This window comes from Peptostreptococcus anaerobius VPI 4330 = DSM 2949, assembly GCF_000381525.1.
GTDB lineage: Bacteria > Bacillota > Clostridia > Peptostreptococcales > Peptostreptococcaceae > Peptostreptococcus > Peptostreptococcus anaerobius.
Genome location: NZ_KB906614.1, coordinates 15,202 through 36,405, shown reverse-complemented (window position 1 = coordinate 36,405; position 21,204 = coordinate 15,202). Strand labels below are relative to the sequence as shown.

Sequence of the window (21,204 nt, the reverse complement as noted above, 5' to 3'; positions counted from 1 at the left end):
AGTGAAAGCAGAGGTATAGAATGGATAAGAGACTTTCATCGCACAAGGCGACGATGGAAATAGTAAAGAAGCATGATTTTAAATTCACCAAATCACTTGGACAGAATTTTTTGATAGATGACAATATAATAGACAAAATAGTAGATGGGTCCCTAGCTGGTCAGGGAGATAAGGTCATAGAGGTCGGTCCCGGAATAGGTACACTTACAAGAGAACTAGCTTCAAGGTCAGAAAAGGTAATGGTAGTAGAGATAGACAAAAAATTAATACCAATCCTTGGAGATACCCTATCTGATTTTGATAATGTTACTATTGTGAATGAAGATATAATGAAGGCGGACATAAAGGACCTTATAGATAAAAACTTGGACGGTGGTCCAGTTAAGTTGGTTGCCAACCTGCCATATTATATAACAACTCCTATAATTATGAGGTTTTTGGAAGAGGATATAAATGTAACCGATATAGTGGTAATGGTTCAAAAGGAAGTTGCTGAGAGAATGAATGCAAATCCTGGAAAGAAGGACTTTGGTGCCTTATCTGTGGCAGTCCAGTTCTACTGCGATACTGAGATTGTTGCCAAGGTTCCAAGACACTTATTTGTACCACAACCAAATGTTGACTCTATAGTTATAGCACTAAGGGTAAGGCCAGAAAGAAAGTACAAGGTTGAAGATGAAGACTTGTTCTTTAAGATAGTCAAGGCTTCTTTTGGTCAGAGAAGAAAGACCCTTTTAAACTCACTTACAAGCATGGGTATTCTTGACAAAACAGATATCTCAGCTGTCTTGTCAGTGGCTGGTATAGATGAAAAAAGGCGTGGAGAAACACTTAGCTTGGAAGAATTTGCAAGACTTTCAGACTGTATGCACTCTAGGATAAAGGAGCTGCAAAAATGTTAAGACGTATTTGGAAAAAAATAACACATAATAAGATATTCTTTACTGTATTAGTAGTATTGGCTTGTTTTGTGATATATCTCGTAGTTTTTAAATTGACAGAATACAATAATGATCAAGCACAAGTCAATGATGTATTAAAGGTTGATACTGGAGATGAAAAAAATTCTGTCCAGCAGATGTTAGAACAGAGGAAAAAAGAGGAAGAAAAGAAAAGTCTGGTAGTTAGGCTGAGTCAGAGAAAAAAAGTATACATTTCTGATGAAGAGGTAGAGAATATAAAAATATCTGGAGACACTCTTGATAAATTCAAGAGGTCTATGGAGGTATTTGTCAAAATAAGGTCTATAGATGGAGATTTTTCGCCTAAAAATTATGGTAGAACAGATACAGGAATAAAATTTGAAACAGACTTTAACTATTTTAAGATAAGTGATGGCAAGAAGACAGAATTTTATAAGATACCTGTAATAAGCAAAAAAGAGTTTCAGTCTATGTATAGGAGGATGATCTATACTTCCCTAGATTTTATAACTGATAACAGTGGCATAGGTAAGATGACGGTCCTACATGGCAATGATGAAAAAAGAATTTGGCCGTGGAGAAAGGATGATGTGGTTCACAAGATCCTTTACAAGAGAGAGGTGGGCAAGATTCAGCCAGAAAAAGAATTTAAGAATAGCAAGGATAACTATACTATAAAAATGGAAAAATCCAATATAAAGATAAGCATACAGACTATGGGAAAAGACTTTATAAAGGTGGACTGTGGCGATAATACGGCCTACTACGAGGTTTACCAAGACTTGTATAGTTACCTACATGATGAGGTTTTTAAGAAATGAAAAATGTAATTAGGATAATTAAGTTGTCGCTCTTGGCGCTTGTAATAGCACTAGGATTTTATCTAGGTCCTACAAGGGTTATGGAAATTGACCTAAAAAGCCAGTATCCTAACTTGCCAAATGGTTGTGAAGTGACATCACTTTCTATGCTGATCAGCCACGAGGGTATAAATGTAAGGCCTGAGCAATTGAGTGACAATTTTTTGAAGAAGAGTGGACTAACAAATGCCAACCCTGACCTGGCCTATATAGGTAATCCAAGGTCCAATTCCAGGGGGTATTATGCATATGCAAGACCTATTGTAGAGTGTGCAAATAGCTACTTTGAAAGCATAGGAGCTAGAAACTATGCTCTAGACAAGACAGGCATGAATATACTGTCACTTTTACATAGTGTTGCTATATCCAAAAAACCAGTAGCTGTATGGTATACAACTGATGGCAAGTCACCTGAGTATAGCGTCAATTCTTACACAGATGAGAGGGGAGAAAGGGTAAGTTTTTACAAAAATCTCCACTGCGTAGTAGTTCATGGTTTGGGCAAGGGTATGGTATATATAGCTGATCCTATACATGGTAAAAAGACGGTGAATTTCATTGAGTTTGCCAAGATTTACTACCAGATGGGGCAGAGGGCTATAGTTGTAAAGTAAGATAAAATTAACAAGATATAAATCTTTATAATTTGGAGGAAATATAATGAAGAAGTCAGTGATACTTGCAGCAGGCAAGGGGACTAGAATGAAATCAGTACATCCAAAGGTTGTACATAAGGTATGCGGTAAGGAAATGGTAAACCACGTAATAGATGCATCTACAAGTGCAGGTGTAAATGAAACTATAGTGGTTCTTGGACATGGTTCTGATGAGGTAGAGGCTGCCTTAAAATCAAATGTACAGACTGTATATCAGAAAGAACAGCTAGGTACAGCCCATGCAGTCTTGATGGCCCAGGACTATATAGGAGACACTGATACAATAGTTGTATTATGCGGAGACACGCCACTTATAAGTCCAGAAACCCTAGTCAATTTCTTTGACTACCATGATAAAAATGGCTGTTCAGTAACAGTTTTAACAGCCCAGATTGAAGACCCAACAGGCTATGGAAGAATAGTCAGAGATGAAAATGGGGACCTTGTAAAAATAGTTGAACAGAAGGATGCTGATGAGGCAACTCGTGCCATCAAAGAGATAAACTCAGGTATATACTGTTTTAATGGAGCTGACCTAAAGGATGCCCTATACCTAGTTGGCAACAACAATGCCCAGCACGAATATTACCTTCCAGATACGATAGAGATAATCAGACGTAAGGGCCTAAAGGCAGGAGCCTTTCTTGGAGCAACTATAGAAGAATTGATGGGTATAAACTCTAGAAACCAGCTTTCAGACGCAGAAAGAATCATGAGAAGAAGGATAAACGATAGACACATGACTAATGGTGTCACTATAATAGATACAGATTCTACATATATAGATTCAGATGTAGAGATAGGTCAGGATACTATCATCCTACCTGGATGTATGTTGACTAAGGGTACAAAGATAGGTCTATCATGCAAGATAGGTCCTCATACAAGCATAGAAAATTCTATAATTGGAGACTTTACAAGCGTAAAGAAGTCTGAAGTAATAGATGCAAGTGTAGGAACAAACACTACAGTAGGACCATTTGCCTACCTAAGACCAAAGGCAAATATAGGAAACCACTGTAAGATAGGAGACTTTGTCGAAGTCAAGAATGCCAAGTTTGGTGATGGGTCTAAGGCATCTCACCTATCATATATAGGGGATGCTGAAGTAGGTTGTGACGTAAATGTAGGTTGTGGTGTTGTATTTGTTAATTACGACGGCAAGAACAAGTTCAAATCTATTGTAAAGGACAGGGCCTTTGTAGGTTCAAATTCTAACCTAGTAGCTCCTGTAACAGTTGAAGAAGACACATTTATTGCTACTGGATCTACTATAACAGACGATATACCAGAGGGTAATCTTGCCATAGCTAGGGCTCGTCAGGTTTTAAAGCCAGGTTGGGTTGAAAAAAAGAGAAGAAAAGACCAAGGACTTGACTAAAAAACGTGAATAAATGTAAAAAATATGTTATAATTATAGATAGTGTGTTAATTATATAAAGAAATAGGGCATATTTTTAAAATATGTTATACTATTAGAAAATTAGGAGTTTTAAGAGATTACTTTTAGGAGGTTTGTGTATTATGAGTTGTTACAATAGCCATAAGATGAAGCTTATAGCTGGTAACGCATCTAAAGAGTTAGCTGAAAAGATAGCTAAATGTTTAGGAGTAGAATTAGTTGACTGTCAGGTTAGTAGTTTTAGTGATGGTGAAATATCTGTTACAATCAATGAGACAATCAGAGGTTGTGATGTATTTGTTATCCAGTCTACAAACAGCCCAGTTAACAACAATTTAATGGAATTATTAATTCTAATAGATGCGCTTAAGAGAGCTTCTGTTGGTACAGTTGCGGCAGTTATTCCATACTATGGATATGCTAGACAGGATAGAAAGGCAAAGGCTAGAGATCCAATTACAGCCAAGTTGGTTGCCAATCTAATCACATCAGCTGGTGCAGATAGGGTTCTTACAATGGACCTGCACGCAGGACAGATCCAGGGATACTTCGATATTCCAGTTGACCATCTACTAGGTGGAAAGATACTTGCAGATTACTTTGCTAAGAAATTAGACATAGAAGATCTAGTAGTAGTATCTCCAGACCTTGGTAGTGTTACAAGATCTAGAAAGTTCGCTAATAATATCAGCAAGGAAGTGCCTATTGCAATAATAGACAAGAGAAGACCTAAGCCAAATGTTAGTGAAGTAATGAACATCATAGGTGAAGTAAAAGATAAGAATGTTATATTACTTGACGATATGATAGATACAGCAGGAACAATAGTAAATGCAGCTGAAGCTTTAAAGAAGTTTGGTGCTAAGGATGTGTATGCTTGCTGTACTCATGCAGTACTTTCAGGTCCAGCTATAGAGAGAATAGAAGGATCTTGTATAAAGGAACTAATAGTACTAGATACAATCGAACTTCCAGAAGAAAAGAAGATAGAAAAAATATCAGTTATGTCAGTAGCTGATGTATTTGCAGATGCTATAAATAGAATATACACTTGTGATTCAGTAAGTAAGTTATTCTAATAGAATATAATTAAAATTGAGGTATGGTCCACAGATATAGGTCTATACTTTCAAAAAATCAAAATCAAAATCATAATCAACGATAAAAAAGCCCAGTCAATGGGCTTTTTTATTGTAAAAGATAGGCTATCATGTTATAATGTATAGGCATTGATAACGTTTTCAAAAAGGAGGAATTATGTCGATATTAACAAATCATTATGTGCTATCATTTATCAAGTTTGCCATACTAGCAACTCTTGGTGAAATAATAGCTGCAAGTATTAAAAATAAGAAGTTAACTATACCACACTCAATAGGGTGGAGGATGTTTATATGGGGTATTCTAGGAGTATGGATTGCCTTTATGATGGGAGTTTTTGCATCAGCTATGCATATTAAGCTTGAGGCTAGCAATAGTCCAATTATGAAGTCTACATTGATGTTTGCATTCTTGACATCACTTGTCATGAATACTAGCTTTGGTCCTGTATTTATGGTATTACACAAGCATACAGATACATATCTAGACCTTAGATACAAGCACAAGGGAGAAAAGATCAGCCTAAAGAGGGTGTGTAATAATATAGATTACTTTGCCTATGCCAAGAACGTACTTATAGGTACTATACCTACATTCTGGCTACCTGCCCACACTATTACTTTTTTGTTGCCAGGTGAGTTTAGGATTGTATTTGCAGCCTTGCTATCAATATGCCTAGGAATAATATTGTCATTAAAATCATAAAAATAATATAGGTATTAAAATATTAGTGACAATATAATAGAGGCTTATATAACAAGGTCAATTTAATATTTTATGTAGCAGGAAAATAAAGAATAGCCATCCGTTTTTCATGAATGGCTATTCTTGTATTATATAATTTAGCGTCATAAGTAATAAAAATACTTATGGTGTTATAAACCCGATATATTGTCTAAGTTTACCTTGTATTTTAATGAAATATATCTTAATTAAAAATATTATTAAATAGACTAAAAATATGATATATATTGAGTTAGTGTATAATTTTTTGTAGAATGAAATAAAGAATATTTATAATATTCGCATTAAATATGACGTGCTATTTTTGAGGGGATAATATGTTAAAAGTAAAACATAATGTAGATGCTTTTGTTGATGAAATAAATAAAAATTTTAACACAAAAATCCATTTGGAGGGAGTATTTTTACACCAGGTGACAAGAGTGAACTCTCTAATAGAACTAATTATCAAAAATAGAATGGAGGATAAATATGATAAAAAATGCTTATGTTAAAGTGACATACAATTTCATAAAGAAGAATTGGTTAATCTATTCTTTGGTATTCTTGACAATAATTGTTTCTGTATTTACCGTATTTGTACCATTTGTAACGGCAAAGAGCCAGTCTATAAACTATAAGAAAGTTGTTGAAAACGTTTATCCAAAATATCCGGCGGCATCATATGATGCCACCAGTAAAGAAGCCGACTTAATTGCAAAAAATGAAAATGTCACAGAATCCATTAAATATGAGAAATTTGGTTTTTTTATAAGCGAAAATTCGGGCATAGAATATAAATTAATGGGATTTAGTGAAAAAGCAATAGGTGAAAATAACTATGTTCTAAAAAGTGGTCGATATCCTAATAAAAATAACGAGATAGTAATAGATAAAACATATATTAAACAAGAAAAGGATACAAAATTAGGAGAGTATATTGGAGGATTAAACAATTTACCCTATAAGGTAAATGACAGTAATGAGTTATATTCAGCCAAAAAGAAGTACAGAGTGGTTGGAATTATTGAAAAAAATCCTGAATATACAAGAGTATTGTCTAAAATAAAGACTAAAAATAGAGTTGAGGAACAGCCAATGTTTTGGCTATATAATACAGATAAATATCCAGAAAATAGTGTGAATTATACGGTGTTGATAAAGCTCAAGAGTGGTCTAGATAACCTGTATGGCAATTGTGTAAAGTTGGGGGTTGATGTAGCTGAAAATCCTCAGAAGGTTGTCCAGAATTTCGAGATTTCTAGATTAAATGAATCAATAATTGGAGTAACAAGGAGTAGAGACGATTATATTTTAATTTTCGTTTCAATTTTATTTATTGCGAGTTTGTTTAGACTATTAAATGATACTAGGCTGAGAAACTTAGGTCTATTAAAAACATTAGGGGCGAGTTCTAAAGATGTATGTATTGCACTTATATTTGAAAATTTAATTTTAGGATTAATCAGTACGATAGTCGGCTTGTGCATTAGTTATGTAACAACATATAAATTGATAGGTGGGACTAATGTTACAGATTCAGCTATCGATGTAGCGCTTGATACATACAAGGTATATTTTAATGAAAATGACATATTATTAGTACTACTTGTAGTTTTTACACCGATTATAATTAATCTAGTCAGTTTAATTATAAGCTATAAAAAAACTCAGGCTTTAGAATTAATAAATGAGGGAAGGAGAGGTTCTAAGAATACAAATCTCGTTAAAATAAAAGTTAAAGATTTCGCTAGTAAGATATCCATAATAGGATTTATTAATAATTTCTCAAACTATATATTACCTATAATAATCATAGTGATTATTGGAAGTAGCATAATAAGTGTTGTGGGAGTGGAAAAAATTATGTCGACGGAGTGGAGTGAATATGACATTTATGAGTCGGAATATTTGGGAAGGAATTTTTTAGTGAAAAAAGATGGTTTCTCTGTCAATAATGGAATAAGTATGGATGATATAAAGCAAGTTGACAATTATAGTGGTCTTACGCAAAATTTAAATATATATGGTTATTTAGTTTGTGATGTGGGGCTGGTGAATGAATCTTATCTTTCTAACAATGCTATATCACAAAAGAAAGGTGAGTATGAGTTTGACTGCACAATAACAGGAATAGACTCTACTAGAGAAAAAGAACTTGAAAAAATGGGAATTATGGGCATGGATGATATTAAAAAAATAAAGTCCAATGAAGTAGCCTATGTACTGTATAATAATTTGTATTATGATAATGGCACAAATAAGTATCAAGAGTTTATTAAAAATATTAAACAGGGTGAGAATATTTCCTTGAAAATACCGTATATTTCAGAAGGGATTCAAAAGTACAAAACCATTCCTGTTAAAATTTTGGATATAAAGAATACTAAGGCTTTTGTAGAGCAGACAAGTGCAATAGATAAAACAAATGTAGAATTCGTTTTTGATTTGAATAAGCTGAAAGAAATAACAAATGTAAATGATGTAAGTGCTGTTAGATTTAATGTAAAATCGGATAAAGAGAGAAAAATTGTAAATGACATATTTTCATCAAAGTATGATATTAAAGATAGAGAGATGAATAGGATAAAACAAAAAGAACTAAGAGATAAAACCTACTTTGCTAAAATAAAACTTAGACTAGCATTTTACATAATTCTGTTATTATTCTCGCTGACATTCACAATTAGGATAATAATAGCAAAAAAAGAAAAAGATTTCGGTATATTAAGAATGTTAGGTGCAAATAAGAAGTTGGTTAGTAAAATTTTACTTTTAGAAAATATGGTATTTGTAGTTAGTAGTTCATTAATTGCAGTAGCACTAGGTGTATTTAGAATATATGGTTACTACAAAAAAACACATGATCTAGACATGTATTATAAGGGAGTAACACATATAAAATTTGTATTACCAATGACGACAATATTATTGTTTTTAATATCAGTTTTCATAGTATTCTTTGTAATACAAAGATACTCAAGCAGAAAACTTATTTCAACGAATGTTGTAATAAATTCTAAAAATGATTAGTGTAAATTTTTGGAGAGGTGTATGTATGAAGCATTTAGAACTTATTGATATAAAAAAATATTATGGTAAAAGTGAGACTACAGTGAAGGCAGTTGATGGTATATCCTTAGACGTAGAAAATGGTAAATTCACCGCAATAGTGGGAACTAGTGGATCTGGTAAAAGTACCCTACTGCACTGCCTAGCTGGACTGGACAGGCCAACCCATGGCAAGGTGAAATTTGATAATAGAGACATATACAGTTTAAGTGATGATGAACTATCAAAAATCAGAAGGCAGGAGTTTGGATTTATATTTCAAAGTTTCAACCTCATACCAGTATTAAATGTATACGATAATATTGTATTGCCCGTTCAACTTGATGGCAAAAAAGAAGATAAAGAGTATATTATGAGTGTAGTAAAAAAGGTCGGACTAGAAGACCAACTCAAAAAATTCCCTAATGAATTGTCTGGAGGACAGCAACAAAGAGTTGCAATAGCACGAGCCTTGTCCAACAAGCCATCGATAATTTTTGCAGATGAGCCAACAGGGAATCTGGACAGTAAAACAACAACAGAGGTTATGGATTTATTGACAAACACTGTGAGCGAGCTAAATCAAACCTTAGTGATGATAACACATGATGAAAATATAGCAGACCAAGCAGATAGGATTATAACTATAAGTGATGGGAAAATAATTAAGGATGAAAGAAAAAAATAGAAACCTAAAAAGATTTTTCTTAAAGGATTGTATGGACACAAAGATAGGTGAGAGAAGTTTGTTGAATAATGGTAGAGTTGTTGTAGAGGGAAGACATGAAGATTTATTAGTCAACTCTGGCGAATATAGAAATTTATATTATAGCGAATAGTTTTTAAAATTAAATATTCAATGGAATTTATTACCTCCTGTGCGTGAAATTATGTTACAGGGGGTTGATTTTTTATATATCATGTCTATGAACTAACGTGGCAATTAAAGTTTATGGCAAGTATTTGTTGAGGGGTGGTACGGTATGGAAGATAAGTGTGTCATTAAAATCATGGAAGCCTTACAAGAAAGGGATATTTCAGACTTTCACCTGAGAGAGGGGACGGACATTTACTACAGGGAAGTGGGTAGATTGAAGCGGTATGACTATAAATTAAATAGGGATGACTTTAGGGACCTGATAGGTTGGCAGAGGTTTGAGTTATACATACAGAATCTAACTGAAAATGAGGTGGATTTTTCCTTGGAACTTGCACCTATGAGGTACAGGTGCAATATGTTTGTTACAAGGGGAAAGTTAGGTCTGGTAATGAGAAAGATTGTAGCGGATGTAAAGACTATAAAGGATATGGAATTACCTAATTGTTTTAAGAAAGTTGCTGCAATGAAATCCGGACTAGTTATAATATCAGGACCAACAGGTTCTGGAAAGTCAACCAGCATGGCAGCTATAGTTGAGGAGATAAATATCAACTACCAAAAGCATATCATAACCATAGAAGACCCAATAGAGTATGAGTTTGAATCTAAAAAATCCCTAATAAGTCAAAGAGAGGTTGGGATAGATACCCAGTCATTTAATAGGGGCTTGGTTAACTCTCTTAGACAGGACCCTGATGTGATTGTAATAGGGGAAATAAGGGATGAAGAAACCCTCAAGATAGCCCTTAGAGCGTCTGAGACGGGACATTTGTGCATAGCTACAATACATACTATGGGCGCATCACAGAGCATAGATAGGATAATGGATATGTTTAGTATTTCTGAAAGAGACAAGGTGGCAAGCAACCTAGCCCTAGTCTTGAAGGCTGTAATATCCCAAAACCTAGTACAGACAATCAAGGGGAGAAAGCCTTGTTTTGATATATTGTTTGTAGACAAGTCTGTTGCCAATATGATCAGGGAGGGCAAGACCAACCAGATACCCAACTATATGTCTACAGGTAAGTCAAAAGAAATGAATATGATGGATGATGATTTGATAGGTCTCTATAAAAATGGTGAGATATCTTCAAGTGATCTTATCAATAACTGCTTGGATATTAATTACTGCAGGAGAAAGGTTGGGGGAGGAAGTATAGGGATATGGTAGCGATATTTTCTAGTATATACACTATATTTAGGCTTGGGCAGGTATATGAGGACCAAGGTATAGATTTTGATTTTAAGATACTTATAGGGATTTTTTTTATGCAAATACTAGTACTTACCTATATCTACTTGCAAAATCCGAGCAACTCCTACAAGGCTTATTTATTGGGTCCAATTTTTTTAATATCATGGGTGGACTCTAGGTGGAGGTACATATATGATATAGACTTATGTTTTTTGTTGATAGTCCAGCTTGTAGTGGGGATATCTTTTGGGACAGTAAACCTTATTGAGTATTTTATAAAGTATGGTACAGACTATGTTTTATACTATGGTAGAGAATGGATTAATCTTGTTTTGGGATCTTGCCCTGAAAATCTTATCTCAAGTCTTATAATATTCGCACTGACCCTTAGTTTAAGCAAAATAAAAGGGGCTATGGGTGGAGCTGATCCCTACCTATATTTTATTATTACTCTGCATATGGGTTATTATGCGACTACAGTGGTATTTTTCCTTTCCTATATGCTAGCAGCTAGCTATTTGGTGATTAATTATTTTATATACGGTGAGCTTGAAGAAAGAGTTGGTCTAGGTCCCTTTATATGTATGGCATTTATACTCTGAAATGAAGATATTTAACTGGGTGTGATTTATAGAGGATATAATTAGTTAGTATAAAGTGAATTGAGCTGTAAAATTAAGTCTTAACGGATGAAAATTAAATTTTAATGGATAAAAATTAAGTATATAATATTTTTTCGAGATATTTACTAATTAAAATAAGGAATTAAGAAAAATCGTATATTTCTATTGATGTGAAAAAGTTTGCGTGATAATATGATAGTATGAAACTATAAATATAACATTATCAATTGTTAAATTTGAGCCGAACTTATATTTGTAAAATACTTTATTTTAGGAGGAATTATGATTAAGAAAAAAACAAAAGTAAGTCTATTGTCAGCTATAGGTTTGTCCATTTTAATGGGTCTTTCTACAGTTGGCCCTTCTTATGCAGAATACCAACCGAGAAGGGTATCAGGTCCAGAAAGATACAGGACATCTATGGAGTCAGCAGATTATATGGAATCTGAAATACTTGTATTCGCCAGTGGTAATGAATTTGCAGATGCCCTAAGTTCAGTTAATATCTGTAACAGGTTTGATGCCAAGTTGGTCTTAGTTAGAGGTAGTGAAGATATGTCATCCTATGTATCTAATGGAGGCTTTAAAAAAGTCTACATAATAGGTGGTCAAAACTCCATACCAGAGAGTTTTGTATCGAGACTTGAACCGACTGGTGTTGAAGTTAAGAGGCTTTATGGAAGCAATAGGTATTTGACAAATATCAGTACCCTTAAAGAAGCTGGTTATGATCATGTAGGCGTTGCCAATGGTAGGATGTATCCAGATGCCCTAAGTGCTTCAAGATTTATAAAAGAAAAAGAGATAGGTCTAGCCTTGGTTGAAGCTGATGATACCAAAATTTCAAGTGATATAGAGGCTAGTGTTGATTATGTATTCGGTGGCGAAAACAGTGTGTCAATAAATGAGGGTATAAGAATATCTGGTAAAGATAGATATGATACTTCTGCTAAAATTGCCCAAATGACTGATGCTGCTAATATGGTCTTGGTAAGTGGGGATAATTTTGCTGATGCACTGAGCTCTGTCAACATTGCAAATGCTAGGGAAGCGGATGTTGTGTTAGCCCCTCGTCATAAGGATCCTAGAATAATGGATATGGCTTCTTATGCAGATGAAATATTTGTAGTAGGTGGTCAAGGTGCTGTATCAGATGAAAGAGTAAAGCTTGCTCTTGAAGGTGTAGAACCAGAGGATCCGGCCAGAGATATAGCATCTCTAGGAAAGTATACAATAGTTAATGAAGGCGGAAAGAATTTCATTAAGAACAATTCCACTAGTGAGTACCTAAAGTACAATTCAAAAACTGAGGGTATGGTTAAGATAGGAAATAAAAAGTATGTCCTAGCAGGTGATGGTTCTATAAGAAATGGTTGGATTTCTATGTTTGGTAAAAAATACTATTCAACAATGCCAAATGGATTGGTTAGGGGATGGAATTACATAGACGGTGCCAATAGATATTTCTCTCCTGAATCATATGAAATGTATAGGAACGGAGTATTTACAACAGGACCACATTGTTACTGGTTTGCTGATAATGGAGCTGTAAGAACAGGGGCTAAGAGGACTGGTAGACCTGCCAAGTATGTGAGATGGTCGGCGCCTACAAACAACGAAATAAAGATAGATAATGAATGGATAAATAGGTCTGATTCAGCCCAGAGATTTAAGTCTCAGAAGGTTGCCAACTTTGCTGCTAAGTATGACTACCTGCCATATAGGTGGATAGGAACAAACCTAAAAAATGGTCAGGGTGTATACTGCTGTGGGCTACCTTATGCAGCCTATAAGGAGTTTGGCGTATTGATTCCAGGACCTGAAATCATAAGGAATTTGAACTCAGAGAGAGGATATATAATGGTAAGGCTTCAATACCAGATGGCCAACCAGTATGGATTTAAGTACGTTCCACGCAATTGGAACAATCTGTTCGGTGGAGACTTGTTGTATTGCAGCAGCGGTTCAAATATATACAACCACGCCATGATCTATCTAGGTAGGAACGGTGGTAGACCGATGATAATCCACTCAGCTGGTCCAAATGGTCTAGCAATAGAGACAACAGGCGTTATAGGTGCTTGGGGTTGTAGGTTCCTTCCAAATGCACTTAGGTACAACCAGTAAGTTTGCAAAATATATTGACATTTGCTGAAAATAAATATATGATATAAAAGTATTTGGGTCTGTGGTTGCAAGTCCAAGCCAGTCGCGGGCAAAGGGATCCACGTAAGCTACTTCTAAAAATGGAAGAGTGAGCATGGCGCGGCTTAGAAGTAAGACCTGCCGATACAAAATCGAGAGGGCTAGTAGTGAGGTAACCCCGAAGCGAAAGTTCCAGCAGGCGAGTGTGGGGTCAAAGATCAGGTCAGCCAAATAAAAATAAGGTCTCCAAATTTTTTTGGGGGCTTTTTTATTTCTACAGTTAATATTTTCATTAGCATTGTATGTTATACTAGTAATTAGTGAGAAATTTTATTGTTATATCAAGTATTAGGTATATTCAAAAAAATATATTTGTGTTAAAATAGATAATATATGTGCAATTTTATTGTGTTAACTGAATTTTATAGATAAATTAAGATGTTAATAAAGAAAAATAAATAAAAGGAGATTAAAATATGGGCTTTTTAGACGGGCTATTTAACATGGCCGATAGAAAAGATTTAAAAGAATTTAACAAGATAGTCGATAAGATAGACGCTGTTGGAGACAAGTATAAGGCTATGACAGACGAAGAACTTCAGGGCATGACTACTATTTTTAAAGAAAGACTAGCAAATGGAGAAACTCTTGATGATATACTTGTAGATGCATTCGCTGTTGTAAGAGAGGCTTCTACTAGAATACTTGGAATGAGACACTTCAGGGTTCAGTTGATAGGTGGTATGGTCCTACATCAGGGTCGTATAGCAGAGATGAAGACTGGTGAAGGTAAGACGCTTGTTGCAACTTGTCCAGTGTATTTAAATGCTCTTGAAGGAAAGGGTGTTCACGTGGTTACAGTCAATGATTACCTAGCAAAGCGTGACCGTGATCAGATGGCCAAAGTATATGAATTTTTGGGCTTAAGTGTAGGTGTAATAGTTCATGGCCAGAACCCACAGGTTAGGAAGAAACAGTATGAATGTGATATCACATATGGTACAAACAATGAGTACGGATTTGACTACCTAAAGGACAATATGGTAATCCATGAAGAACAGATGGTTCAAAGAGGACTTAACTATGCTATAGTCGATGAGGTCGATTCAATCCTAGTCGATGAAGCTAGAACTCCTCTTATCATATCAGGACCTGGGGACAAGTCTACTCACCTATACTCAGATGCCAATGTATTTATCATGACTTTGGATGAAGACGACTATGAAAAGGAAGAAAAGGACAAGGCAGTATCGCTTACAGAGTCTGGTATAAAGAAGGCTGAAGTATACTTCAACGTTGAAAATATAACAACTTTAGAGCATACTGAACTTTATCACCATATAAATCAGGCCCTAAAGGCCCATGTAATAATGAAAAAGGACGTTGACTATGTTGCTAAGGATGACGAAATCATCATAGTTGACGAATTTACAGGACGTCTGATGTTTGGTAGAAGGTATTCAGATGGACTACATCAGGCTATAGAAGCCAAGGAAGGTCTTACAATCCAGAGGGAGTCTAAGACTCTTGCTACTATAACATTCCAGAACTACTTTAGAATGTACAGCAAGCTATCAGGAATGACTGGTACAGCTAAGACTGAAGAGGAAGAATTCAAGTCAATCTACAAGATGGACGTATTCCAGGTTCCTACAAACAAGCCTACAATAAGAGAGGACCTAGCAGATTCAGTATATGCCAACCAGATGGCCAAGTTCCATGCTGTGGCTAGGGATATAGAAGAAAGACATGCCAAGAACCAGCCAGTTCTAGTTGGTACTGTATCAATAGAAAAATCAGAATTACTTTCTGAGATCCTTACTGAAAGAGGTATAGCTCATGAAGTCCTAAATGCCAAGTACCATGAAAAAGAGGCTGAGATAATAGCCCAGGCAGGTAGACTAGGAGCAGTGACTATAGCTACAAATATGGCAGGTAGAGGTACAGACATTCTACTAGGTGGGTCTCCAGCATTTATGGCCCTAAGAGAAATGAAGAGGCTAAACTTCACTGACGAGATGATCAACAGGGTTAACAATGCCAATGAAATTGCCGGTGTAGAAGAAAATGAAGAGTACGATGCAGCTAGAAGCACTTACAAGAAGCTATATGAAGACTTCAAGAAGATAACAGACAAGGAACAGGAAGAAGTAATCAAGGCTGGTGGTCTTTGTATCATAGGTACAGAAAGACATGAGTCTAGACGTATAGATAACCAGTTAAGAGGTCGTGCTGGTCGTCAGGGTGACCCAGGTGCATCAAGATTCTATATAGGGCTTGATGACGATCTTATGAGGTTGTTTGGTAGTGAAAAAGTCCAGGGACTACTAGGTAAACTAGGCATGGATGACGAGACTCCAATAGAACATAGGATGCTTACAAAGTCTATAGAAAATGCTCAGAAGAAGGTTGAAGGAAAGAACTTCGGTATTAGAAAGCACGTTCTTGAATACGATGATGTAATGAACAAGCAAAGAGAAATAATCTACACAGAGAGAAAGAGAGTTTTATCAGGAGAAAACCTACAAGACCAGATTCAAGATATGATGAAGGATGTAATTGCAGATGCAGCCAACCTTTATACAGATGAAAAGGGAACATTGGATGTAGAGAGTTTTAAGGGCCACCTATACCACAAGTTTGTTCCAGGTGGACAGATTGACGATATAGACTACTCAGGACTTCTACCACAGGATGCTATAGAGGCTACATATGACAAGATGATGGCCATATACAATGAAAAAGAAGAGTTCATAGGTTCTGAGAGGATGAGAGAAGTTGAAAGAATCATACTTCTTCAGTCTGTTGACAACCATTGGATTGACCACATAGATGCTATGGACCAGTTACGTCAGGGTATAGGTCTTAGGGCTATAGGTCAGATAGACCCAGTAATAGCCTACAAGATGGAAGGTTTCGAGATGTTTGACGACATGAACAAGCTTATCAGAGAGGATACTGTTGCCTACCTATTCAATATACAGGTCGAAGTTCCTGTTGAGAGAAAGGCTGTAGTAGATGTTGATAATTTAGAATCACCTGATACAGAAGGAAAAGAACACGCTCCAATAACACAGGTAAATGACAAACCACGCGTTGGAAGAAATGATCCTTGCCCATGCGGTTCAGGTAAGAAATATAAGAACTGTTGCGGAAGATAAGTAAGATATATAAAAATATGCCGCCTATTATTAGGTGGCATATTTTTAATTTATCATATTATTGGTAAGTGCCGATAATAATTGTAAAAGATACGAGGAGGTATGCTGATGATTAATTTACAGGATTATAAGTCAGAATATGAAGAATTGACTTCAAAAGTAAGAGAGTTAGGTGTTTCTCTTTGACTTGGATAGCCTAAAGACTAGACAAGCAGATATAAATGCCAGTATGGAAGACCAGGGCTTTTGGGAGGATAGCGACCATGCCAATAGGATACTACAGGAAAACAAGCAACTCACGTCTAAGATAGAGGACTATGATTCTTTGGTCGGCCAGTTAGAAGATATATCCGTATTAATAGAGATGGCAGAAGAGACTAGTGATTCAGAGGAGGACAAGACGATAGAGGACCAGTTGGTGGCCTATATCAGCGATGTAAATGAAAAGATAGTGAATACGACAATGGAGCTATTGTTCAGTGGAGAATATGACTCCAACAATGCCATCTTGTCTATAAATTCAGGCACAGGAGGGCTTGATGCTCAGGATTGGGCCCAGATGTTGTTGAGGATGTATATTAGGTGGTCTGAGGGCAGAGGTCTAAAAGTCAAGCTCTTGGATATAATATCGGACCCAGAGGCAGGCATAAAGACAGCCAGTCTTATGGTCAGTGGTGTAAACGCCTATGGATACTTAAAGTCTGAAAAGGGAGTCCACCGCCTGGTTAGAATATCTCCATTTGATTCTTCGGGCAAGAGGCACACATCATTTGCTTCAGTTGACGTACTACCTGAGATAGAAGATGATTCAGATATAAATATAAATCCAAATGACCTGAAGATAGATACCTACAGGTCATCAGGGGCTGGAGGTCAGCACGTAAACACGACTGACTCAGCTGTCAGGATTACCCACTTGCCAACAGGAATAGTAGTTCAGTGCCAAAATGAGAGGAGCCAGAGGATTAACAAGGATGTGGCTATGAAGATGCTAATATCCAAGTTGATTCAGATAAAGGAAGAAGAAAACAAAGAAAAAATAGAGGACCTACAAGGCAAATATACACAGATATCTTGGGGTAGCCAGATAAGGTCATATGTATTTCAACCCTACAAGTTGGTCAAGGACCATAGGACCAACAAGGAAAATACAAATGTAGACGCCGTTATGGACGGTAGCTTAGACGATTTTATGTTTGAATACCTCAAGAAACAAAACTTATAGAAGATAGGGATGTAATATGAATATAGTAGATATCCTAGTCTCAGAACTAGGCCTAAGAAAAAATCAGGTAGTCAGTGCTATTGACCTGATAGACCAAGGAAATACAATACCATTTATAGCTAGGTATAGAAAAGATGTAACAGGAGAGATGACAGATATCCAACTGCGTGACTTAAACCACAGGCTGGAATATCTTAGAAACCTGGATGCTAGAAAAGAAGATATAAAAAGATTGATTGAAGAACAGGGCAAATTAACAGAGGATATAGAAAAATCTCTTGAAAAAGCCATGACCCTTCAAGAAGCAGAGGATATATATGCTCCATACAAGCAGAAAAAGAGGACTAGGGCGACTGTAGCTAGGGAAAGGGGTTTAGAAAACCTAGCCAATATGATACTCTTGTCAAAAAACATAAACCTAGAAAAAGAGGCACAGGCCTTTGTAAATAAGGAAAAAGATGTGGAAGATATAGACACTGCCATAGCCGGAGCCAAGGATATAATAGCAGAAATTATGAGTGATGATGCCCAGATAAGAAAAATGATCAGGGAAGAAGCCCTTAAAAGAGGACTTCTAATATCAAAGGCAAAGGGAGAGGAGGACTCTGTATACAGGATATATTATGACTATAGTGAGCCTGTAAGAGATGTACTTCCCCACAGGATATTGGCTATAAACAGGGGGGAGAAAGAAGGGTTCTTGTCTGTAAAGGTGTCTTTAGATGACGAAAATATGATAGAGAGGGTAAAGTCAGCCTATCTGTCTCTTCAAAATGAGGGAAATGACGGTATAATCCTTGAAATAGCCCAAGATGCCTACAAGAGGCTAATATTCCCATCTATTGAAAGGGAGATTAGAAACCACCTGACTGACATTGGCCAAGAAAGGGCAATCCAGGTATTTGGTAAAAACCTAAATGGCCTACTGCTTCAGCCACCTATAAAGGATGTGTCTGTTATGGGCTTTGACCCTGCCTACAGGACTGGCTGCAAGATAGCTGTTGTGGACAAAAATGGAAAGTTGGTAGACTATACTACAATTTATCCAACAAAGCCACATAACAAGGTTGAAGAAGCCAAAAAAACATTGAAAAAAATGATAGATAAACACAAGGTAGATATAATATCTATAGGTAATGGAACTGCATCTAGGGAGTCTGAGATGTTTGTATCAGATATGTTAAAAGAAATAAATAGGCCAGTCTCATATGTCATAGTAAATGAAGCGGGTGCCTCAGTTTATTCAGCATCAGAGCTAGCAAATGAAGAGCATCCGGATATAAACGTATCTATAAGAGGTGCTATATCAATAGCTAGAAGGTTGCAAGATCCTATGGCAGAGTTGGTCAAGATAGACCCAAAGAGTATAGGTGTAGGCCAGTACCAGCATGATGTCAACGAAAAAAGGTTGAATGAGGTCCTTGATGGGGTAGTTGAGGACTCTGTAAACAAGATAGGTGTAGACCTAAACTCAGCCTCATATTCACTTCTTGAACACGTATCTGGTATTTCTAAATCCATAGCCAAGAATATAGTAGCCTATAGGGATGAAAATGGTGAATTTGAGAATAGAGAGGACCTAAAGAAGGTAAAGAGATTGGGACCAGCGGCATTTAAACAGGCTGCGGGCTTTATCAGAATAACTAATGCCAAGAATCCACTAGATAATACAGGTGTTCATCCAGAGTCATATAAGGCCTGTATGAATATACTAGATCTTTTGGGATATAGCCTGGATGATATAAGCTCAAATGGGCTAGGAGATATAGACAAGAGACTTAAGTCTTATGGCCTAGTAAAACTGTGTCAAGATTCAGGACTTGGAGAAGCTACTCTAAAAGACATTATAGAAGAAATAAAAAAACCGGGTAGGGATATCAGGGATTCAGGCGTGAAGCCAGTACTTAGGAAGGATGTCATGAGCCTTGAAGACCTTGAGGAAGATATGGAACTAACAGGAACAGTGAGAAATGTAGTCGACTTTGGTGCCTTTGTCGATATAGGCATTAAAAATGATGGACTAGTACATATATCTCAGATATCAAACAAGAGGGTCAAGAACCCTTCAGACCTTCTGACAGTTGGAGATATTGTCAAGGTCAAGGTCATAGGAATAGATAAGGAGAGGGGCAAGGTGTCTCTTTCAATGAAGAATGTAAAGCAGTAGATTATTTTAATTGGATTTATACATAAAGCTAATGACTCTATATTTGAAATTTTCCCAAAATTGCAATATAAATTTGGTATTCAAAGTTGCATGAATGTGTTAAAATTGATTTAAAGTAATTTAATGTATTGATAAAAATTTCAAAAGGAGGGGAGAAATAATTGTTATTGTCAATTGTAGTACCATGTTTTAATGAAGAAGATACATTGATGCACCTATACTCTGTTTTACGTAAGGAGATAGACGCTAATAATATTTTTGATGAATACGAGTTAATATTTATAGACGACGGATCAAGAGATAGTACCCTAAGTATTATCAAAGCTCTCAGGACTAAGGACAAAAATGTAAGGTTTATATCATTTTCAAGAAATTTTGGTAAGGAAGCAGGTATATATGCAGGTCTTAGGGCAAGTAAGGGAGACCTTGTTGTACTGATGGACGCAGACTTGCAGCATCCACCAAAGATAATGCATGAGATGGCCTATAAAATAATAGAAGACGGATATGACAGTGTTGGAGCAATTAGGAAGGACAGGCGTGGAGAGGCTATTTGTAGGAGCTTCTTTTCGACTTGCTTTTACAGGATTATAAATGCAATGTCTGACACGGAGATAAAGAAAAATGCCACTGATTACAGGATGATGACTAGGCAGTTTGTAGATTCTGTCTTGATGCTGAGTGAAATCAATAGGTTTACAAAGGGGATTTTTAGCTGGGTAGGTTATAAGTGTACAGAGATAGAATATGAAAATGTCGATAGGGAACTTGGGACCAGCAAGTGGAGTATCAAGTCCTTATTTAAGTATTCCATAGAAGGAATAGTCGCATTTTCTACGACTCCACTTATGATATCTAGTTTTCTAGGTATTATATCATTTTTGGTGGCATTTTTAATATTGCTTATATTTGTATTCAAGACACTTATATTTGGAGAAGTTGTAGAAGGTTTCCCGACTATAATATGCTCGATATTTTTGCTTGGAGGCATACAGCTACTGACTATAGGTATACTGGGGCAGTACATTTCAAGGACATACTTAGAAGTCAAGAATAGACCTATATATATCGAAAAAGAAAAGTCGGAGTAGA

17 protein-coding genes are annotated in these 21,204 nt (G+C 36.0%); all 17 read left to right on the top strand.

All coding sequences use genetic code 11. The features are described from left to right. Positions 1-20 precede the first annotated feature (20 nt). The 17 genes from rsmA to F823_RS0104435 all read left to right on the top strand — a co-directional run bounded on the left by rsmA (position 21) and on the right by F823_RS0104435 (position 21,203). Entirely contained in the window at positions 21-902 is an 882-nt protein-coding gene (gene rsmA, locus F823_RS0104520; RefSeq protein ID WP_002846648.1) for a 16S rRNA (adenine(1518)-N(6)/adenine(1519)-N(6))-dimethyltransferase RsmA, read from the top strand. Continuing rightward, positions 896-1,744, top strand: a complete 849-nt coding sequence (locus F823_RS0104515) for a hypothetical protein (RefSeq protein ID WP_002846647.1) — start codon at positions 896-898, stop codon at positions 1,742-1,744. Before rsmA ends, F823_RS0104515 begins: the two co-directional genes overlap by 7 nt. Next, entirely contained in the window at positions 1,741-2,397 is a 657-nt protein-coding gene (locus tag F823_RS0104510; protein ID WP_002846646.1) for a C39 family peptidase, read from the top strand. The genes F823_RS0104515 and F823_RS0104510 overlap by 4 nt, the downstream gene beginning before the upstream one ends. A gap of 46 nt (positions 2,398-2,443) precedes the next feature. Next, positions 2,444-3,820 (top strand): bifunctional UDP-N-acetylglucosamine diphosphorylase/glucosamine-1-phosphate N-acetyltransferase GlmU, encoded by a 1,377-nt coding sequence (gene glmU, locus F823_RS0104505; RefSeq protein ID WP_002846645.1) that lies wholly within the window; start codon positions 2,444-2,446, stop codon positions 3,818-3,820. Between the two features lie 143 nt (positions 3,821-3,963). Beyond that, a complete protein-coding gene (locus F823_RS0104500) occupies positions 3,964-4,920 on the top strand; it encodes a ribose-phosphate diphosphokinase (RefSeq protein ID WP_004167105.1) in 957 nt (318 codons plus the stop codon). A 178-nt stretch (positions 4,921-5,098) separates the two neighbouring features. Then, entirely contained in the window at positions 5,099-5,647 is a 549-nt protein-coding gene (locus tag F823_RS0104495; RefSeq protein ID WP_002846643.1) for an Mpv17/PMP22 family protein, read from the top strand. 356 nt (positions 5,648-6,003) lie between these two features. After that, a complete protein-coding gene (locus F823_RS11155) occupies positions 6,004-6,180 on the top strand; it encodes a hypothetical protein (protein WP_002846641.1) in 177 nt (58 codons plus the stop codon). Then, positions 6,158-8,698, top strand: coding sequence for an FtsX-like permease family protein (locus F823_RS0104485; protein ID WP_002846640.1), 2,541 nt, complete (start codon positions 6,158-6,160; stop codon positions 8,696-8,698). The genes F823_RS11155 and F823_RS0104485 overlap by 23 nt, the downstream gene beginning before the upstream one ends. A gap of 25 nt (positions 8,699-8,723) precedes the next feature. Continuing rightward, positions 8,724-9,404 (top strand): ABC transporter ATP-binding protein, encoded by a 681-nt coding sequence (locus tag F823_RS0104480; RefSeq protein ID WP_004167118.1) that lies wholly within the window; start codon positions 8,724-8,726, stop codon positions 9,402-9,404. 31 nt (positions 9,405-9,435) lie between these two features. Next, positions 9,436-9,555, top strand: coding sequence for an ABC transporter ATP-binding protein/permease (locus tag F823_RS11150; RefSeq protein WP_147285840.1), 120 nt, complete (start codon positions 9,436-9,438; stop codon positions 9,553-9,555). Between the two features lie 144 nt (positions 9,556-9,699). Next, complete coding sequence (locus F823_RS0104470) at positions 9,700-10,767, top strand: type IV pilus twitching motility protein PilT (RefSeq protein ID WP_019595424.1); 1,068 nt, start codon at positions 9,700-9,702, stop codon at positions 10,765-10,767. Next, the gene (locus F823_RS0104465; protein WP_002846633.1) at positions 10,761-11,393 is read left to right on the top strand and encodes an A24 family peptidase; all 633 of its coding nucleotides are present in this window, start codon (positions 10,761-10,763) and stop codon (positions 11,391-11,393) included. The genes F823_RS0104470 and F823_RS0104465 overlap by 7 nt, the downstream gene beginning before the upstream one ends. Before the next feature lie 303 nt (positions 11,394-11,696). After that, positions 11,697-13,541: a cell wall-binding repeat-containing protein gene (locus F823_RS0104460; protein ID WP_002846632.1), complete on the top strand. Its 1,845-nt coding sequence runs from the start codon at positions 11,697-11,699 to the stop codon at positions 13,539-13,541. 494 nt (positions 13,542-14,035) lie between these two features. Continuing rightward, on the top strand, positions 14,036-16,720 hold the full coding sequence (gene secA, locus F823_RS0104455; protein ID WP_019595423.1) for a preprotein translocase subunit SecA: 2,685 nt from the start codon (positions 14,036-14,038) through the stop codon (positions 16,718-16,720). 108 nt (positions 16,721-16,828) lie between these two features. Further along, positions 16,829-17,945 (top strand): peptide chain release factor 2 gene (prfB, locus tag F823_RS0104445; protein ID WP_100068881.1). Its coding sequence is split into 2 segments (ribosomal slippage): positions 16,829-16,903 and positions 16,905-17,945, totalling 1,116 coding nucleotides; the frame shifts between segments, so codons are not numbered across the junction. A gap of 16 nt (positions 17,946-17,961) precedes the next feature. Next, entirely contained in the window at positions 17,962-20,112 is a 2,151-nt protein-coding gene (locus F823_RS0104440) for a Tex family protein (protein ID WP_002846629.1), read from the top strand. A 161-nt stretch (positions 20,113-20,273) separates the two neighbouring features. Next, positions 20,274-21,203, top strand: coding sequence for a glycosyltransferase family 2 protein (locus F823_RS0104435; protein ID WP_019595422.1), 930 nt, complete (start codon positions 20,274-20,276; stop codon positions 21,201-21,203). Position 21,204: the final 1 nt, after the last annotated feature.

What these genes read in the sequence shown, in the direction of transcription:
- F823_RS0104440 (WP_002846629.1), top strand. Translation starts at nt 17,962, where the DNA reads ATGAATATAGTAGATATCCTAGTCTCAGAACTAGGCCTAAGAAAAAAT.
- F823_RS0104460 (WP_002846632.1), top strand. Translation starts at nt 11,697, where the DNA reads ATGATTAAGAAAAAAACAAAAGTAAGTCTATTGTCAGCTATAGGTTTG.
- rsmA (WP_002846648.1), top strand. Translation starts at nt 21, where the DNA reads ATGGATAAGAGACTTTCATCGCACAAGGCGACGATGGAAATAGTAAAG.
- F823_RS0104515 (WP_002846647.1), top strand. Translation starts at nt 896, where the DNA reads ATGTTAAGACGTATTTGGAAAAAAATAACACATAATAAGATATTCTTT.
- F823_RS11155 (WP_002846641.1), top strand. Translation starts at nt 6,004, where the DNA reads ATGTTAAAAGTAAAACATAATGTAGATGCTTTTGTTGATGAAATAAAT.
- F823_RS0104480 (WP_004167118.1), top strand. Translation starts at nt 8,724, where the DNA reads ATGAAGCATTTAGAACTTATTGATATAAAAAAATATTATGGTAAAAGT.
- F823_RS0104495 (WP_002846643.1), top strand. Translation starts at nt 5,099, where the DNA reads ATGTCGATATTAACAAATCATTATGTGCTATCATTTATCAAGTTTGCC.
- F823_RS11150 (WP_147285840.1), top strand. Translation starts at nt 9,436, where the DNA reads ATGGACACAAAGATAGGTGAGAGAAGTTTGTTGAATAATGGTAGAGTT.
- glmU (WP_002846645.1), top strand. Translation starts at nt 2,444, where the DNA reads ATGAAGAAGTCAGTGATACTTGCAGCAGGCAAGGGGACTAGAATGAAA.
- F823_RS0104500 (WP_004167105.1), top strand. Translation starts at nt 3,964, where the DNA reads ATGAGTTGTTACAATAGCCATAAGATGAAGCTTATAGCTGGTAACGCA.
- F823_RS0104510 (WP_002846646.1), top strand. Translation starts at nt 1,741, where the DNA reads ATGAAAAATGTAATTAGGATAATTAAGTTGTCGCTCTTGGCGCTTGTA.
- F823_RS0104485 (WP_002846640.1), top strand. Translation starts at nt 6,158, where the DNA reads ATGATAAAAAATGCTTATGTTAAAGTGACATACAATTTCATAAAGAAG.
- F823_RS0104465 (WP_002846633.1), top strand. Translation starts at nt 10,761, where the DNA reads ATGGTAGCGATATTTTCTAGTATATACACTATATTTAGGCTTGGGCAG.
- F823_RS0104470 (WP_019595424.1), top strand. Translation starts at nt 9,700, where the DNA reads ATGGAAGATAAGTGTGTCATTAAAATCATGGAAGCCTTACAAGAAAGG.
- secA (WP_019595423.1), top strand. Translation starts at nt 14,036, where the DNA reads ATGGGCTTTTTAGACGGGCTATTTAACATGGCCGATAGAAAAGATTTA.